We start from the raw sequence: 15,468 nt of genomic DNA on the forward strand, positions 1-15,468 counted from the left end.
GAGGGAATCCACCATGTCCGAGAAGGACTACCTGCCCGGTGCCCAGGTGCCGGACGCCCGCGGCTACTTCGGCGCGTACGGCGGCCGCTTCATCCCCGAGGCGCTGGTCGCCGCGGTCGAGCAGGTCGCCGAGGAGTACGAGAAGGCCAAGGCCGACCCGGCCTTCGCCGCCGAACTCGACGCGCTGCTCAAGGACTACACCGGCCGCCCGAGCCCGCTGACCGACGTGCACCGCTTCTCCGCCGAGGCGGGCGGCGCGCGCATCCTGCTCAAGCGCGAGGACCTCAACCACACCGGCTCGCACAAGATCAACAACGTGCTGGGCCAGGCGCTGCTCACCCGGCGGATGGGCAAGACCCGGATCATCGCCGAGACCGGCGCCGGCCAGCACGGGGTGGCCACCGCCACCGCCTGCGCGCTGTTCGGCTTCGACTGCACCATCTACATGGGCGAGGTCGACACCCAGCGCCAGGCGCTCAACGTCGCCCGGATGCGGATGCTCGGCGCCGAGGTGGTGGCCGTCAAGTCCGGCAGCCGGACGCTGAAGGACGCCATCAACGAGGCCTTCCGGGACTGGGTCGCGAACGTCGACTCCACCCACTACCTGTTCGGGACCGTCGCCGGGCCGCACCCCTTCCCGATGATGGTCCGCGACTTCCACCGGGTCATCGGCGTGGAGGCGCGGCAGCAGGTCCTCGACCGCACCGGGCGGCTGCCCGACGCGGTGGTCGCCTGCGTCGGTGGCGGCTCCAACGCGATGGGGATCTTCCACGAGTTCATCCCGGACGCCGGCGTGCGGCTGATCGGCTGCGAGGCGGCCGGCGAGGGTGCCGACACCCCCAAGCACGCGGCCACCCTCACCAAGGGTGACCCGGGTGTGCTGCACGGCTCCCGTACGTACGTCCTGCAGGACGAGGACGGGCAGACCATCGAGTCGCACTCCATCTCGGCGGGCCTGGACTACCCGGGCGTCGGGCCGGAGCACGCGTGGCTGAAGGACACCGGGCGGGCCGAGTACCGGCCGGTGACGGATGACGCCGCGATGCAGGCGCTGCGGCTGCTGTCCCGTACCGAGGGCATCATCCCGGCCATCGAGAGCGCCCACGCGCTCGCCGGGGCCCTGGAGCTGGGCCGCGAGCTCGGACCGGAGGCCACCATCCTGGTCTCGCTCTCCGGGCGCGGCGACAAGGACATGCACACCGCGGCCCAGTACTTCGGGCTGTACGACGAGGCGGCCGGCGACGCGGCCGATGGGGGTAAGTGACCATGGCGAGCAAGCTCAGTGCCATCCTGGCGGCCGCCAGGGCCGAGGACCGCGCCGCGCTGATCGGCTACCTGCCGGCCGGCTTCCCGACCGTCGACGGCGGCATCCGGGCGGTCAACGCGCTGATCGAGGGCGGCTGCGACGTGGTCGAGGTCGGCCTGCCGCACTCGGACCCGGTCCTGGACGGCGCCGTGATCCAGACCGCGGACGACATCGCGCTGCGGGGCGGTGTGCGGATCAAGGACGTGCTGCGCACCGTCCAGGAGGTCGCCGCCGCGCACCCCGAGGCGGCGGTGCTGGTGATGACGTACTGGAACCCGGTCGACCGCTACGGCGTGGCGCGCTTCGCCGCCGACCTGGCCGCGGCGGGCGGGGCGGGCTGCATCCTGCCGGACCTGCCGGTGGAGGAGTCCGAGGAGTGGCGCAAGGCGGCGGACGCGCACGGGCTGGACACCGTGTTCGTGGTCGCCCCCAGCAGCAAGGACGCCCGGCTGGCCGAGGTCACCGCGGCGGGCAGCGGCTTCGTGTACGCGGCCGCCGTGATGGGGGTGACCGGGACCCGGTCGGCGGTCGGTTCCCTGGCCGAGGACCTGGTCGCCCGCACCCGGGCCACGACGGACCTGCCGGTCTGCGTCGGGCTCGGGGTCTCCAACGCCGAGCAGGCGGCCGAGGTCGCCCGGTTCGCGGACGGGGTGATCGTCGGGTCGGCCTTCGTCAAGCGGATCCTGGAGGCGGGGGAGGACGAGGCGGCGGCGCTGGACGCGGTGCGGGGGCTCGCGGGCGAGCTGGCGGCGGGGGTTCGGCGGGGGCGCTGACGCGCGGTAGGAACGGTTGGCTGACGGCCTGCCACCCCTTCGGGGGGTGGCAGGCCGTCGGTGTTCGTGGGGGGTGAGTGAGTGGGTGGGTGAGTGGGTGGGTGGGTGGGGGCGGGGCGTAGGCGGTTCGGGGGAGGCGTCAGCGTGGGGGTGGCCCCGAACGGGTGAAGAGCGGGGGCGACACGCACCAGTGGGGGTTGACCGGCGTTGAGTGGAGGGATGAGTGCACGAACGAGGTGCGCGGGGGTTGCCGGGCGAGCGAAGGGGTGAGTCGGTGGCTGGTCTTCATCGGGCCGTGCTGCTGCGGGCGGCGGCCGCCGCGCTGGCTCTGGGTGCGGCCGTCGGGGCACACACCGCGGTGGGACACGCGCTGGCCAAGCGGGGGGCCGAGCGCGCGGAGCGGGAGGCGGTCGCCTGTGCGGAGGCGGCGCGGTGGGACGCGGCCGAGCGGGCGGCCCGGGTGCCGCGCGAGGGGCGGCTGGAGCTGTTCGACCCGGGGCGGATGCCGGGCTGCCGCTGACGTACGGGCGTTCGCCGGATTAGGACAGAACACCATGTTGCGTCACTCATACGGCGTAATTCGTGAAAACGGAGGAACCGCCCTTCAGCCCTTACGGTTCATCAGGAAGTGAACGAGTTTCCCGAGAGGGGTTCCCTGATGGCCGGCCCGGCAGCGCAGCCCGGTGACTCGGCGCCCGCGTCGGCGGCGTGGCGGGCGGTACCGGCCTGGAGCGAGTGGCTGGGCACCGCCGTGCGGCTCGGCCTGGCGGTGGTGTGGGGGTGGGCCGGGCTGGCGAAGATCGCCGATCCGGCGGAGGCGGCCCAGGCCGTCCGCGCGTACGAGATCCTGCCCGAGAGCCTGGTCAAGCCGATCGGCTACGGGCTGCCCTTCCTGGAGCTGGCGCTCGCGCTGCTGCTGCTGATCGGCCTCGGCGTCCGGCTGGTCGCCGGGGTCTCCGCGCTGCTGCTGCTCACCTTCATCGCCGGGATCGCCTCGGCCTGGGCGCGCGGCATCTCGATCGACTGCGGCTGCTTCGGCGGCGGCGGGCACGTCGACGCCTCGCAGACCGAGTACCTGCAGGAGATCCTGCGCGACACCGGCTTCCTGCTGCTGGCCGGGTGGCTGTTGTGGCGGCCCCGTACCCGGCTCTCGGCCGACGGCTGGCTGGCCAGCTGACCCCCGTCCCCCGCACCCGACGAAGGCTCCCAGACCGTGGATGTCAAGGCAATGAGCGAGAAGAACCGAGAAGGCAAGCGCACCGCCCGCGAGCGGATGCTGGAGCAGCGGGCGGCCGATCAGGCCACCTCCAAGCGCAGGAAGAAGCTGATGGTGGGCGGGGCCGCGCTGGTGGTGATCGCCGCCGCCGTGATCACCGGCGTCGTGGTGCAGAACGAGCGCTCCAAGCCCGAGACCCCGACCGCCGCCCCGGCCGGCACCATCGGGGACAAGAACCTGGTCGTCCCGGTCGGTGCGAGCAACGCCCCGTCGGTCCTCACGGTGTACGAGGACCCGCGTTGCCCCGCGTGCGGCATCTTCGAGCGCGAGTTCTCCTCGACCATCGACCAGCTGGAGGACGCCGGGAAGATCTACACCAACGTCCACGTCGTGTCGTTCATCGACCGGGCCATTCCGGGCAAGGGCTCCAAGAACGGCGCCAACGCGCTCGCCTGCGCCCAGGACGCCGGGCACTTCCGGGACCTCCACGACGTGATGTACCGCAACCAGCCGGACGAGACCAACGACGCCTTCGGCAACAAGGCCGTCCTGCTGAACCTGGCCAAGCAGGTCGACGGCCTGGACACGCCCGGGTTCCGGGCCTGCGTCAACGACAACAAGTTCGGCGGCTGGGTGTCCGCGGTGCAGCAGGACTTCGACAAGTCCAGCTACAAGTCGACGCCGACCGTGCTGCTCAACGGCCAGCCGATCTACCCGAAGAACGGCAACGAGGAGATCACCCCGGCCAACCTGATGAAATGGGTGGACGCCGCGAACCAGGGCAAGCAGCTCGGCACGGCGGGCTCGCACGGGCAGACCCCGGCGCCGACCAGCACTGCTTCGGAGGCAAACAACCCGTCGCCCACGGCCGGCTGAGCAGCCCCGGCCGCGCCGCCGCCCGTTCCCCGTCCGGAGGGGGCGGCGGCGCGTTGTTCGGTTTCTGTGACCCCGGGGGTGTCCGACCGGGGCGCCGGACCCTGTAGCGTCGGAACTGCCATGGATATCGCCTACATTCCCAGCCCGTCGCGGGGCGTCCTCTACCTCGGACCGATCCCGCTGCGCGCCTACGCCTTCTGCATCATCCTCGGTGTCGTCGCCGCCGTCTGGCTCGGCAGCAAGCGCTGGGTCGCCCGGGGCGGTGCCAAGCACACCGTCGGTGACATCGCCGTCTGGGCCGTGCCGTTCGGCCTGGTCGGCGGTCGGCTGTACCACGTGATCACCGACCACCAGCTGTACTTCGGCGAGGGGAAGAACCCCTGGAACGCCTTCAAGATCTGGGAGGGCGGCCTCGGGATCTGGGGTGCGGTCGCGCTGGGCGCGGTCGGCGCCTGGATCGGCTGCCGCCGCCGGGGCGTGCCGCTGCCCGCGTACGCCGACGCCATCGCGCCGGGCATCGCGCTCGCGCAGGCGCTGGGCCGCTGGGGCAACTACTTCAACCAGGAGCTGTACGGCCGGGAGACCACGCTGCCGTGGGGCCTGGAGATCCACAAGACGCTGCCCAACGGTGAGGTCGTGAGCGGGGTCTACCACCCGACCTTCCTGTACGAGTCGCTCTGGTGCGTGGGTGTGGCGCTGCTGGTGCTCTGGGTCGACCGGCGCTGGAAGCTGGGGCACGGCCGGGCCTTCGCGGTGTACGTGGCCGCGTACACGGTGGGCCGGTTCTGGATCGAGTACCTGCGGATCGACGAGGCGCACCACTACCTGGGCCTGCGGCTGAACGACTGGACGTCGATCGTGGTGTTCGTCGGCGCGGTGGCGTACTTCGTGATCGTCGGCAAGCTGCGGCCCGGCCGCGAGGACCCGGCGAGCATCGACCCGGCGGCACACGAGGTGGCGGAGCAGGCCGAGGCGAAGGCGGAGGGCGAGAAGCCGAGCGAGAAGGTGGACGGGGAGAAGCCGTCCCGGATCGTGGATGGGGAGGCGGACGCGGAACCGGTTGCCGAGCCAGCCGAGCCGGCCGAGAAGTCCGGCAAGGACGCCAAGAACCCGATCTGAGCAGGCACTTTCCCTGACTGAGGCTGCCCTTCGCGAGACCTGCGAAGGGCAGCCTCAGCATCGTTCGGGAAGCCTTATCTTGCTGGAAATGCCCAGGTCAAGCGGGCTACGTTCCTGGGGAGACGAACGTAGGACGAGGGGAACAAGACCGTGAGCGCGACCATTCTGGAAGCCGAGCCCGCCCACCCGCGGATACCCGCCGCGGACCACCACCGCGACGTCAACGGCGGCTGGCTGCGGCCCGCGGTGTTCGGGGCCGTGGACGGCCTGGTGTCCAACTTCGCGCTGATGACCGGTGTGGTCGGCGGGGCGGCGTCCAACGGCACGGTGATCCTGACCGGGCTGGCCGGCCTGGCGGCCGGCGCCTGCTCGATGGCGGCGGGGGAGTACACCTCGGTGGCCTCCCAGCGGGAGCTGGTGCAGGCCGAGATCGAGGCCGAGCGGCTGGAGCTGAGCCGCAACCCGCAGGGCGAGCTGGCCGAGCTGGCGCAGCTGTATGTCTCGCGCGGGGTGGACCCGGAGCTCGCCCACGAGGTGGCCCGCCAGCTGTCCCGCGACCCGGAGCTGACGCTGGAGATCCACGCCCGCGAGGAGCTGGGCATCGACCCCAACGACCTGCCCTCGCCGCTGGTCGCGGCGGGCTCGTCGTTCCTGTGCTTCGCGCTCGGCGCGCTGCTGCCGCTGCTGCCGTACCTGCTCGGGGCGACGTCGCTGCTGCCCGCGCTGCTGCTCGCCGCGCTCGGCCTGTTCGCCTGCGGTGCGGTGGTGGCCCGGGTGACGGCGCGCAGCTGGTGGTTCAGCGGACTGCGGCAGCTGGTGCTGGGCGGGGCCGCGGCCGGGGTGACGTATCTGCTGGGGTGGCTGATCGGCGGGCACGTGGGGTGATCCCCGCCCCCGGCCCGGCGGCGGGGAGCAGTGCATGACTATGCCGGGCACTGCGTGACGTTTCACACACGGACGTCTCGCAGTGCCCGGCATCGTCTCATCATCCGGGTCTCGCAGCCGCGGATTCGCATCCGTCGGCCGGGCTCTCGGAATGGATTCCCAGGCGCTCATGATCGGCTTGTGTGGCGATCGGATTTCGCCCCTGTTTCAGGCCCGGGGTGGTTGGGCACAATCGTCGGGACGCGCACTGTGGCGCGTCCTCCCCTTCGCCCCCCTTGACCTGCGCATCCGTCCGCGATGTGGACGGGATATTCCGCTTCTCGGGATTCTGGGCATCATGTAACTTGCACGACCGCACCACCGCATCAGGGCCAACGTCGTCCCTACTTGCACCAACTTGCCGAAAGACGACGACGGGAGAGCCGATGCTGCCTGCATCCATGCACTCCGCCAACGAGCCTCAGGCCGGCGCCGCCCGCCAGCCCTACGCGCTCGTGCCGGATGCGCGACCTGCTGCTCAGGGCCTGTACGACCCGCGAAACGAGCACGACGCCTGCGGCGTCGGTTTCGTCGCCACGCTGACCGGCATCGCCGACCACACCATCGTCGAGCAGGCGCTGAACGTCCTGCGCAACCTGGAGCACCGCGGCGCCACCGGCGCCGAGCCGGACTCCGGTGACGGTGCGGGCATCCTGACCCAGATCCCGGACGCCTTCCTGCGCGGCAAGGTCTCCTTCGAGCTCCCGGCGGCCGGCTCCTACGCCGTCGGCATCGCCTTCCTGCCGGACGAGGACGCCGCTGCCGCCGCCGCCGTCGGACAGATCGAGGCGATCGCGGCCGAGGAAGGCCTGACGGTCCTGGGCTGGCGCGACGTGCCGGTCACCCCGGACCTGCTCGGCGCCACCGCGCGCAGCGTGATGCCGCGCTTCCGGCAGCTCTTCCTGACCAAGGACGGCCTGGCCGGCGTCGAGCTGGACCGGATCGCCTTCGTGGTCCGCAAGCGCGCCGAGCGCGAGGCCGGGGTCTACTTCCCGTCGCTGTCCGCCCGCACCATCGTCTACAAGGGCATGCTGACCACCGGCCAGCTGGAGCCCTTCTTCCCCGACCTGTCGGACCGCACCTACGCGTCCGCCATCGGCCTGGTGCACTCGCGGTTCTCCACCAACACCTTCCCGAGCTGGCCGCTCGCCCACCCGTACCGCTTCGTCGCGCACAACGGCGAGATCAACACGGTCAAGGGCAACCGCAACTGGATGCGCGCCCGCGAGTCCCAGCTCGCGACCGACCTCATCCCAGGCGACCTGTCGCGGATCTTCCCGATCTGCACCCCGGACCACTCCGACTCGGCCTCCTTCGACGAGGTCCTGGAGCTGCTCCACCTCGGCGGCCGCTCGCTGCCGCACTCGGTGCTGATGATGATCCCGGAGGCGTGGGAGAACCACGCCACCATGGACCCGGCCCGCCGCGCCTTCTACCAGTACCACTCCAACCTGATGGAGCCCTGGGACGGCCCGGCCTGCGTCACCTTCACCGACGGCACCCGGATCGGCGCCGTGCTCGACCGCAACGGCCTGCGCCCGGCCCGCTACTGGGTCACCGAGGACGGCCTGGTCGTGCTCTCCTCCGAGGTCGGCGTCCTCGACATCGACCAGCACAAGGTGGTCCAGAAGGGCCGCCTGCAGCCCGGCAAGATGTTCCTGGTCTGCCTCAACGAGAACCGGATCGTCCCGGACGAGGAGATCAAGGCCGGCCTGGCCGCCGAGCACCCCTACGAGGAGTGGGTCACCGGCGGGCAGATCCAGCTCGCCAAGCTCCCCGAGCGCGAGCACATCGCCCACACCCACGCCTCCGTCACCCGCCGCCAGCAGACCTTCGGCTACACCGAGGAGGAGCTGCGCGTCATCCTCGCCCCGATGGCCAGGACCGGCGCCGAGGCGCTCGGCTCGATGGGCACCGACTCGCCGATCGCCGCGCTCAGCGAGAAGCCGCGCCTGCTGTTCGACTACTTCGTGCAGCTCTTCGCGCAGGTCACCAACCCGCCGCTGGACGCCATCCGCGAGGAGCTCGTCACCTCGCTGCTGTCCAACCTCGGCCCCGAGGGCAACCTGCTGACCGCCGAGGCCGCCTCCTGCCGCTCGGTCGGCATCACCTTCCCGGTGATCGACAACGACGAGCTGGCCAAGCTGGTCCACATCAACGCCGACGGCGACCAGCCCGGCCTCAAGGCCGTCACGCTGTCCGGCCTCTACAAGGTCGCCACCGGCGGCGCGGGCCTGGCCGCGCGCCTGGCCGAGATCGCCGCCGAGGCCGACGCCGCGATCGCCGACGGCGCCCGGATCATCGTGCTCTCCGACCGGCACTCCGACGCCGAGCACGCCCCGATCGCCTCGCTGCTGCTCACCTCGGCCATCCACCACCACCTGATCCGCACCAAGCAGCGCACCCAGGTGTCGCTGCTGGTCGAGGCCGGCGACGTCCGCGAGGTGCACCACGTCGCGCTGCTGATCGGCTACGGCGCCGGCGCGGTCAACCCGTACCTGGCCATGGAGTCGGTCGAGGACCTCGTCGCGCAGAACGTCTTCATCCAGGGTGTCGAGGCCGACAAGGCGATCAAGAACCTGATCAAGGCGCTCGGCAAGGGCGTGCTCAAGGTGATGTCCAAGATGGGCATCTCCACCGTCGCCTCCTACCGCGGCGCCCAGGTCTTCGAGGCCATCGGCCTCTCCCAGGAGCTGGTCGACGGCTACTTCGCCGGCACCACCACCAAGCTCGGCGGCATCGGCCTGGACGAGATCGCCAAGGAGACCGCCGCCCGGCACGCCAAGGCGTACCCGGCCTCCGGCATCCCGGCCGCGCACCGCGCGCTGGAGATCGGCGGCGAGTACCAGTGGCGCCGCGAGGGCGAGCCGCACCTGTTCGACCCGGACACCGTCTTCCGGCTGCAGCACGCCACCCGCAACCGCCGGTACGACATCTTCAAGCAGTACACGGACCGGGTGAACGAGCAGTCCGCCCGCCTGATGACGCTGCGCGGCCTGTTCCAGCTGGACGGCCTCGGCCGGGAGCCGATCCCGGTCGAGGAGGTCGAGCCGGTCACCGAGATCGTCAAGCGCTTCTCCACCGGCGCCATGTCGTACGGCTCGATCTCCCGCGAGGCGCACGAGACCCTCGCCATCGCGATGAACCGCCTCGGCGGCAAGTCCAACACCGGTGAGGGCGGCGAGGACCCGGACCGCCTGTACGACCCCGAGCGCCGCTCGGCGATCAAGCAGGTCGCCTCCGGCCGGTTCGGCGTCACCTCCGAGTACCTGGTCAACGCGGACGACATCCAGATCAAGATGGCCCAGGGCGCCAAGCCCGGCGAGGGCGGCCAGCTGCCCGGCCACAAGGTCTACCCGTGGGTCGCCAAGACCCGGCACTCCACCCCGGGCGTCGGCCTGATCTCGCCGCCGCCGCACCACGACATCTACTCGATCGAGGACCTGGCGCAGCTGATCCACGACCTCAAGAACGCCAACCCGGCGGCCCGCATCCACGTGAAGCTGGTCTCCGAGGTCGGCGTCGGGACGGTCGCGGCGGGTGTGTCGAAGGCGCACGCCGATGTCGTCCTGGTGTCGGGGCACGACGGTGGCACGGGTGCTTCGCCGCTCACCTCGCTGAAGCACGCCGGCGGCCCCTGGGAGCTCGGCCTCGCCGAGACCCAGCAGACCCTACTGCTGAACGGGCTGCGCGACCGCATCGTCGTCCAGACCGACGGCCAGCTGAAGACCGGCCGCGACGTCGTGATCGCCGCGCTGCTCGGCGCCGAGGAGTTCGGCTTCGCGACCGCCCCGCTGGTCGTCTCCGGCTGCATCATGATGCGTGTCTGCCACCTGGACACCTGCCCGGTCGGCGTCGCCACCCAGAACCCGGTGCTGCGCGAGCGCTTCTCCGGCAAGCCCGAATTCGTGGTCAACTTCTTCGAGTTCATCGCCGAGGAGGTCCGGGAGATCCTGGCCTCGCTGGGCTTCCGCTCGATCGAGGAGGCCGTCGGCCACGCCGAGCACATCAACGCCCAGGCCGCGATCGACCACTGGAAGGCCGCCGGGCTCGACCTGGCCCCGCTGTTCCACGTGCCGACGCTGCCCGAAGGCGCCGCCCGGCACCGCACGACCACCCAGGACCACGCGCTCGACAAGGCGCTGGACAACCAGCTGATCGAGCTCGCCGAGGACGCCCTGGAGCGCGGCGAGACCGTCCGCATCCAGCTGCCGATCCGCAACGTCAACCGCACCGTCGGCACCATGCTCGGCCACGAGGTGACCAAGCGGTACCGCGGCGAGGGCCTGCCGGAGGGGACCATCGACGTCACCTTCACCGGCTCCGCCGGGCAGTCCTTCGGCGCCTTCGTGCCGCGCGGCATCACCCTGCGACTGGAGGGCGACGCCAACGACTACGTCGGCAAGGGGCTCTCGGGTGGTGTGGTCGTCGTGCGCCCGGCGCGCGAGGCCGCCGCCATCGGCAACGACGCCCAGAACCACGTGATCGCCGGCAACACCATCGGCTACGGTGCCACCTCGGGCCGGATCCACCTGCGCGGCAAGGCCGGCGAGCGCTTCGCCGTCCGCAACTCCGGTGCCACACTGGTCGTCGAGGGCGTGGGCGACCACGGCCTGGAGTACATGACCGGCGGCCGGGTCGTCATCCTCGGCGAGACCGGACGCAACCTCGCGGCGGGCATGTCCGGCGGCATCGCGTACGTCCTCGACCTGCGCCCCGCCAACGTCAACGACGGCATGGTGGGCATCGAGGCCCCCACCGCCGCCGACCGCGAGTGGCTGCGCGCGACCGTGCAGCAGCACTACGAGGAGACCGGCTCCACCGTCGCCGCCGAACTCCTGGCCGACTGGGGCAGCGGGGTCTCCCGCTTCTCCAAGATCATGCCGACCGACTACAAGGCAGTGCTCGCCGCCAAGGACGCCGCTGAGCGCGATGGCCTCTCCGAGGCCGAGACCACTCGCAAGATGATGGAGGCGGCACATGGCTGACCCCAAGGGCTTCCTGACCACCGGTAAGCAGCTGGCCGAGCGACGGCCCGTGGACGTTCGCATCCGGGACTGGAACGAGGTCTACGTCGAACGCAGCCTCCTTCCCATCATCGGCAAGCAGGCCGGCCGCTGCATGGACTGCGGCATCCCGTTCTGCCACAACGGCTGCCCGCTCGGGAACCTCATCCCCGAGTGGAACGACCTGGCCTACCGGGACGACTGGAGCGGCGCCATCGAGCGCCTGCACGCCACCAACAACTTCCCGGAGTTCACCGGGCGGCTGTGCCCGGCGCCCTGCGAGTCGGCCTGCGTGCTCGGCATCAACCAGGACGCGGTGACCATCAAGAACGTCGAGGTCACCATCATCGACAAGGCCTGGGACCGCGGCGGGGTCACCCCGCAGATCCCGGAGCGGCTCTCCGGCAAGACTGTCGCCGTCATCGGCTCCGGCCCGGCCGGCCTGGCCGCCGCCCAGCAGCTCACCCGGGCCGGCCACACCGTGGTGGTCTACGAGCGCGCCGACCGCATCGGCGGGCTGCTGCGCTACGGCATCCCCGAGTTCAAGATGGAGAAGCGCCACATCAACCGCCGCATCGAGCAGATGCGGGCGGAGGGCACCCGCTTCCGCACCGGCGTGCACGTCGGCGACGACATCACCGGGCAGCAGCTGCGCGAGCGCTTCGACGCCGTCGTGGTCGCCGCCGGTGCCACCACGGCGCGCGACCTGCCGGTGCCCGGACGCGAGCTCAAGGGCGTCCACCAGGCCATGGAGTACCTGCCGCTGGCCAACAAGGTGCAGGAGGGCGACCTCGTCGAGTCGCCGATCAGCGCCAAGGGCAAGCACGTGGTCGTGATCGGCGGCGGCGACACCGGCGCGGACTGCGTCGGCACCGCCCACCGGCAGGGCGCCCTCTCGGTGACCCAGCTGGAGATCATGCCGCGGCCCGGCGACGAGCGCCCCGGGCACCAGCCGTGGCCCACCATGCCGATGACCTACAAGGTCACCTCCGCTCACGAGGAGGGCGGCGAGCGGATCTACTCCGTGAACACCACCCACCTCACCGGCGACGAGCACGGCAACGTCCAGGAACTGCACCTGGTCGAGGTCGAGTTCAAGGACGGCCGGTTCGAGCCCGTCCCGGGCACCGAGCGGGCCATCCCCGCCCAGCTGGTCACCCTGGCCATGGGCTTCACCGGGACGGACGTGAAGAACGGCCTGGTCGAGCAGCTCGGCGTGGACCTCGACGCGCGCGGTAACATTGCCCGCGACGGCCGGTTCGCCACCAATGTCGATGGCGTGTACGTCTGCGGAGACGCCGGCCGAGGCCAGTCGCTGATCGTCTGGGCCATCGCGGAGGGCCGCTCGGCCGCTGCCGCGGTGGACAGGTACCTGGGCGGCAAGACCCCGCTTCCCGCCCCGATCCGACCCACGGACCGCCCCCTGGTGGTCTGACGGTCCGACCGGCCCCTGAACCCCCGGCGCCGCATCGCCGGGAGCTCAACCCGCTGCCCCCGCCAGCGTCGCCGGGCCAACGCGGTCTCCTGGCGCCTGCCCTCTTCCCCGACCAGTTGGAGGGCGGGCGCCGTCGCGTTCCCCGGGCTCCCCCGGGCGACTTCTCACCCGGCTCTCACCTGCGCTTCCCTCCGCGCACCGAGGGACGGCTCACAGCTTTCTCCCAGCCTTCGCACAGCGGCCGGAATGCGTCCCGGCGCGGGCTGTTGTTCGTCGGTGCCAGGTGGCAGACTGCCGCCGACGGCCGGGGGGCTGCGCGAGTGCGGAGGTTGACTTCGATGGGCACGACTCAGGCAGGCGGGGGCGCCACCGTACGGCGCATGCTGCTCGGCACCCAGCTGCGCAAGCTCCGCGAGTCCAGAGGCGTCAGCCGCGAGGAGGCCGGCTACTCGATCCGCGCCTCCGAGTCGAAGATCAGCCGGATGGAACTCGGCCGGGTCGGCTTCAAGGAACGCGACGTCGCCGACCTGCTCACCCTGTACGGCGTCGAGGCCGAACAGGAACGCGCCACCGTCCTCGGACTCGTCCGGGACGCCAACGCCAGCTCCTGGTGGCACGAGTACGGCGACGTGCTGCCCGCCTGGTTCCAGAACTACCTGGGACTGGAGGAGGCCGCCACCGAGATCCACAGCTACGAGGTCCAGTTCGTCCACGGGCTGCTCCAGACCGCCGACTACGCCCGCGCCGTGATCACCGCCGGCTGCCAGGGCCAGGGCGTCTCCGCCGAGGACATCGAACGCCGGGTCGAGGTCCGCCTCAGGCGCCAGGACCTGCTCACCGCCGAGCACCCGCCCCGGATGCTCGCCGTCCTGGACGAGGCCGCGCTGCGCCGCCCCTGGGGCGGCCCCGGGCTGATGCGGGGCCAGCTCGACCGGCTGCTCGAACTCGCCGAACTGCCCCACGTGCACCTGCAGGTGCTGGCGCTCGGCACCGCCGGGCTGGCCGCCGAGAGCGGCGCCTTCAGCGTGCTGGGCTTCGCCGAGGCCGAGCTCACCGACGTGGTCTACCTGGAGCAGTTCACCACCGCGCTCTACGTGGACAAGCCCGCCGAGGTCGCCTCGTACCGCCAGGCGATGGAGGGGCTCCAGGCCGAGAGCCTCAGCCCCGAACAGACCTGCGATCTTCTGCACTCCGTACGCCAAGAGCTGTGACACGTCAGTACGATGAGCTCCCATCAGGTCGGGCACGAGAGGGATCAGATGTCGTACTTCTCCGAGTTGGCGCTGCAGTACATCGACGGCGAATGGTGCAGCGGCAGCGGCTCCTGGGACATCGTCGACGTCGATCCCTACACCGGCGACAAACTGGCCACCATCACCGTCGCCACCGTCGCCGAGGTCGACCGGGCCTACCGCGCCGCCGAGCGCGCCCAGCGCGCCTGGGCCGCCACCAACCCGTACCAGCGCCGACTGGTCTTCGAGCGCGCGCTGCGGCTGTTCGAGGAGCGCGAGGGGCAGATCGTCCAGGCGATCATGGCCGAGCTCGGCGGTACCGCGCTGAAGGCGGGCTTCGAGCTGTCCCTCGTCAAGGACATGCTGCGCGAGTGCCTGCACCTGTCGGTGGCCTCGGAGGGCCGGCTGCTGCCCTCGCCCGCCCCCGGCAAGGAGAACCGGCTCTACCGGCTGCCGGTCGGCGTGGTCGGCGTGATCAGCCCGTTCAACTTCCCGCTGTTCCTGGCCCTCAAGGCCGTCGCCCCGGCGCTCGCACTCGGCAACGGCGTGGTGCTCAAGCCGCACCAGGAGACCCCGGTGGTCGGCGGCTCACTGATCGCGAGGATCTTCGAGGACGCGGGCCTGCCGCCCGGCCTGCTGAACGTGGTGATCACCGACATCGCCGAGATCGGCGACAGCTTCATCGAGCACCCGGTGCCCAAGGTGATCTCCTTCACCGGCTCCGACCAGGTCGGCCGGCACGTCGCCACCGTGGCCGCAGCCCACTTCAAGCGGTCGGTGCTGGAACTCGGCGGCAACAGCGCGCTGATCGTGCTGGACGACGCCGACCTCGACTACGCCGTGGACGCGGCCGTGTTCAGCCGCTTCGTCCACCAGGGCCAGGTCTGCATGGCCGCCAACCGGGTGCTCGTCGACCGCACCGTGCTGGCCGAGTTCACCGAGAAGTTCGTCGCCAAGATCGCCACGCTGACCGTCGGCGACCCCAAGGACCCGGCCACCCACATCGGCCCGCTGATCAACTCCGTCCAGGCCGACGCGATCACCAGCCAGGTCGACCAGGCCATCGCCGGCGGCGCCACCGCGCTGCTGCGCGGGACCACGACCGGCAGTCTGATGGAGCCGACCGTGCTCACCGACCTGGCCGAGGACGCGCCCATCCTGCAGCGCGAACTCTTCGGCCCGGTCGTGCTGCTGGTGCCCTTCGACGGCGAGGACGAGGCCGTCCGGCTGGCCAACCACACGCCCTTCGGGCTCAGCGGCGCGGTGCACACCGCGGACCCCGAGCGCGGCGTGCGGGTCGCCCAGCGGATCGAGACCGGCATGATCCACGTCAACGGCGGGACCATCGCGGACGAGCCGGGAGTGCCCTTCGGCGGCGAGAAGAACTCCGGCGTCGGACGGCTCAACGGGGAGTCCACGGTGGACGCCTTCACCACGGTGAAGTGGATCTCGGTGCAGCACGGGCGGGCGCCGTTCCCGTTCTAGGCCCAACGCCGTGTAGATAGAGCCTGCGGGTTCCGGTCACGGGTCTGGTGTCGTCAGGATGTCGATGCTGATGGTGGCCTTGTAGCTGGTCCGGTC

11 protein-coding genes are annotated in these 15,468 nt (G+C 71.3%); all 11 read left to right on the plus strand.

Annotated features, from left to right (window positions below; genetic code table 11):
• Positions 1 to 13: 13 nt before the first annotated feature.
• The 11 genes from trpB (at position 14) to ACGF12_RS07230 (ending at position 15,372) form a co-directional block, all read left to right on the plus strand.
• A complete protein-coding gene (gene trpB, locus ACGF12_RS07180; RefSeq protein WP_393026721.1) occupies positions 14 to 1,264 on the plus strand; it encodes a tryptophan synthase subunit beta in 1,251 nt (416 codons plus the stop codon).
• 2 nt (positions 1,265 to 1,266) lie between these two features.
• Entirely contained in the window at positions 1,267 to 2,079 is an 813-nt protein-coding gene (trpA, locus tag ACGF12_RS07185) for a tryptophan synthase subunit alpha (protein ID WP_393026724.1), read from the plus strand.
• Between the two features lie 274 nt (positions 2,080 to 2,353).
• Positions 2,354 to 2,599, plus strand: coding sequence for a hypothetical protein (locus ACGF12_RS07190; protein WP_380609370.1), 246 nt, complete (start codon positions 2,354 to 2,356; stop codon positions 2,597 to 2,599).
• 138 nt (positions 2,600 to 2,737) lie between these two features.
• Positions 2,738 to 3,256, plus strand: a complete 519-nt coding sequence (locus ACGF12_RS07195) for a MauE/DoxX family redox-associated membrane protein (protein WP_393026727.1) — start codon at positions 2,738 to 2,740, stop codon at positions 3,254 to 3,256.
• A gap of 51 nt (positions 3,257 to 3,307) precedes the next feature.
• Positions 3,308 to 4,171 carry a DsbA family protein gene (locus ACGF12_RS07200; protein ID WP_393026730.1) on the plus strand — a complete coding sequence of 288 codons (864 nt, stop codon included), beginning with the start codon at positions 3,308 to 3,310 and terminating at the stop codon, positions 4,169 to 4,171.
• Positions 4,172 to 4,291: 120 nt separating this feature from the next.
• Positions 4,292 to 5,290, plus strand: a complete 999-nt coding sequence (lgt, locus tag ACGF12_RS07205; protein WP_393026733.1) for a prolipoprotein diacylglyceryl transferase — start codon at positions 4,292 to 4,294, stop codon at positions 5,288 to 5,290.
• Between the two features lie 150 nt (positions 5,291 to 5,440).
• On the plus strand, positions 5,441 to 6,175 hold the full coding sequence (locus ACGF12_RS07210; protein ID WP_393026736.1) for a VIT1/CCC1 transporter family protein: 735 nt from the start codon (positions 5,441 to 5,443) through the stop codon (positions 6,173 to 6,175).
• 440 nt (positions 6,176 to 6,615) lie between these two features.
• Positions 6,616 to 11,202, plus strand: a complete 4,587-nt coding sequence (gene gltB / locus ACGF12_RS07215; RefSeq protein WP_393026757.1) for a glutamate synthase large subunit — start codon at positions 6,616 to 6,618, stop codon at positions 11,200 to 11,202.
• Entirely contained in the window at positions 11,195 to 12,655 is a 1,461-nt protein-coding gene (locus ACGF12_RS07220) for a glutamate synthase subunit beta (protein ID WP_393026739.1), read from the plus strand. Before gltB ends, ACGF12_RS07220 begins: the two co-directional genes overlap by 8 nt.
• A 338-nt stretch (positions 12,656 to 12,993) precedes the next feature.
• Complete coding sequence (locus ACGF12_RS07225; RefSeq protein WP_393026742.1) at positions 12,994 to 13,866, plus strand: helix-turn-helix domain-containing protein; 873 nt, start codon at positions 12,994 to 12,996, stop codon at positions 13,864 to 13,866.
• Between the two features lie 48 nt (positions 13,867 to 13,914).
• A complete protein-coding gene (locus ACGF12_RS07230; RefSeq protein ID WP_393026745.1) occupies positions 13,915 to 15,372 on the plus strand; it encodes an aldehyde dehydrogenase family protein in 1,458 nt (485 codons plus the stop codon).
• Positions 15,373 to 15,468 lie beyond the last annotated feature (96 nt).

The organism is Kitasatospora sp. NPDC048296 (assembly GCF_043201815.1).
Taxonomy (GTDB): Bacteria; Actinomycetota; Actinomycetes; order Streptomycetales; family Streptomycetaceae; genus Kitasatospora.